The sequence below is a fragment of the Marisediminitalea alba genome, from assembly GCF_002993365.1.
In the GTDB taxonomy this organism is placed as follows: domain Bacteria; phylum Pseudomonadota; class Gammaproteobacteria; order Enterobacterales; family Alteromonadaceae; genus Alteromonas; species Alteromonas alba.
Map to the genome: position 1 here is coordinate 1 of NZ_PVNP01000078.1, position 1,624 is coordinate 1,624.

Sequence of the window (1,624 nt, forward strand, 5' to 3'; positions counted from 1 at the left end):
GCTGGCAAAACTGATTGTGCCGAATGCTGGTGTTACCGAACTAAAACAAACAAGCGTTGCTAAAGCAGTGTTGAAAACTTATAACGGCAGGCACTGATACAACCTATTGAAACAACCTTGCCCTAACCTGCTACCGCCGCACTAAACACATGACAAATAAACAACGGCGCATAACGCTCTAATTTGGCGGCACAAACGCGTGGGCTATACTGCGAAGCAGAGCCCGCGTGTTTGTGTCCCCAACATTTGTTTGTTAGCTGCCACTGTCAAATTGAAAAATGATAGCATATACGCTAGCATACAAGGTATGAATAAAGTAGTTATTGACACCAGTGTACTCATTAGCGCCATGATTGGCAAAACAGGCCCAGCCCGTGAAGTTATGCGGCGTTGCTTGTTGGGTCAGCTAAAACCGCTGATTAGCACAACCCTATTTTTGGAATACGAAGCAGTTAGTAAGCGAAACAAAATCAAAGAGCTGTGCCCGCTTACCGAGGCCGAAGTGAACGAGTTGCTAGCAGCATTTTTTAGTGTTTGCGAATGGGTGCAAATACATTATTTGTGGCGGCCAAATTTAAAAGATGAAGGCGATAACTTTCTTATTGAACTTGCAGTAGCCGGTAATGCCGAGAGCATTATTACGAATAACCTAAAAGACCTGCGAAATGCGGAATTACAATTTGATGGTTTGAGAGTGTTAGCGCCTGAAGATTATTTGAGAGGAGTTTGATATGTCTACTTTAACCGTACGTTTACCAGACGATAAGCATAATCGATTGAAGGCTTTGGCTGCGCATAAAAAGTTGAGCTTAAACAAATTGATAGAAGAATTGACTACACAAGCGATAGCTGAATTTGATACTGAGGTAAGATTTAAGGCGATTGCTGCTACTGGAGAGAAAAAGAGAGGTTTAGAGCTTCTAGATAAGCTTGATTCACATTTTGGCAGCTAACTTTCCAATAACGGGCGCAGACATGTGGGGCATAATGGCGCAGCCGCCCCGCGTGTATGCGTCCCAGCGAACGCAGTGAGCGTGTTGATTGGCTTGTTATGCGTAAAAACACCAAACCACCTTTTAGTTAAATGGTGCAGCCACTAATTTTATTACGTTTTTGAGTAACCATTATATTTCTCCCAAATAGCTATCAGTAATCCAATGCCAACTGAAAACAAAACTAATAATAGCGATGCATTGAGAATAGTTGATGGTGTTACTAATTCCCAACTCCCCCCGAATGTGACCTTTATTACCAGGGCAAGATCACGAACATTTATTGACCAACTGAGTTAACAAGAGATATTACAACTGGACGAAATTTAGTGACTGTGATCTTATACTCTCTTTTGCGGAGAGAGTCATGGGTACAGGTGCATTTGAACAGCTTTTTAGTGAGTTAGAAGATCCTCGTCAATCAGCTAAGGTGGCACATTTATTCACTGATATTTTATTCCTTGTCGTGTGTGCTTCCATCGCTGGTGCCAAAGGCTGGGAAGACATTGAAGATTTTGGTGATTTACACTTTGACTGGTTTCGCGAGAAAGGGCTTTTCAAAAATGGACTGCCCGTTCATGACACGATTGCTCGTGTGATATCAAGAGTCGATAGCGAACAATTCCAGCGTT

The 1,624-nt window shown here is 42.5% G+C and carries 3 protein-coding genes; all 3 read left to right on the forward strand.

The genetic code is table 11. The features are described 5' to 3' along the window. Positions 1-307: 307 nt before the first annotated feature. The gene (locus C6Y40_RS08745; RefSeq protein ID WP_105934265.1) at positions 308-730 is read left to right on the forward strand and encodes a putative toxin-antitoxin system toxin component, PIN family; all 423 of its coding nucleotides are present in this window, start codon (positions 308-310) and stop codon (positions 728-730) included. Position 731: 1 nt separating this feature from the next. Further along, complete coding sequence (locus C6Y40_RS08750) at positions 732-953, forward strand: toxin-antitoxin system HicB family antitoxin (protein WP_105934266.1); 222 nt, start codon at positions 732-734, stop codon at positions 951-953. Between the two features lie 406 nt (positions 954-1,359). Then, a partial coding sequence (locus C6Y40_RS08755; RefSeq protein ID WP_146129483.1) for a transposase family protein occupies positions 1,360-1,624 on the forward strand: 265 nt, incomplete at its 3' end.

Bases quoted from the DNA above. Each gene is read 5' to 3' on its own strand.
- C6Y40_RS08750 (WP_105934266.1), top strand. From the start codon at position 732: ATGTCTACTTTAACCGTACGTTTACCAGACGATAAGCATAATCGATTG.
- C6Y40_RS08745 (WP_105934265.1), top strand. From the start codon at position 308: ATGAATAAAGTAGTTATTGACACCAGTGTACTCATTAGCGCCATGATT.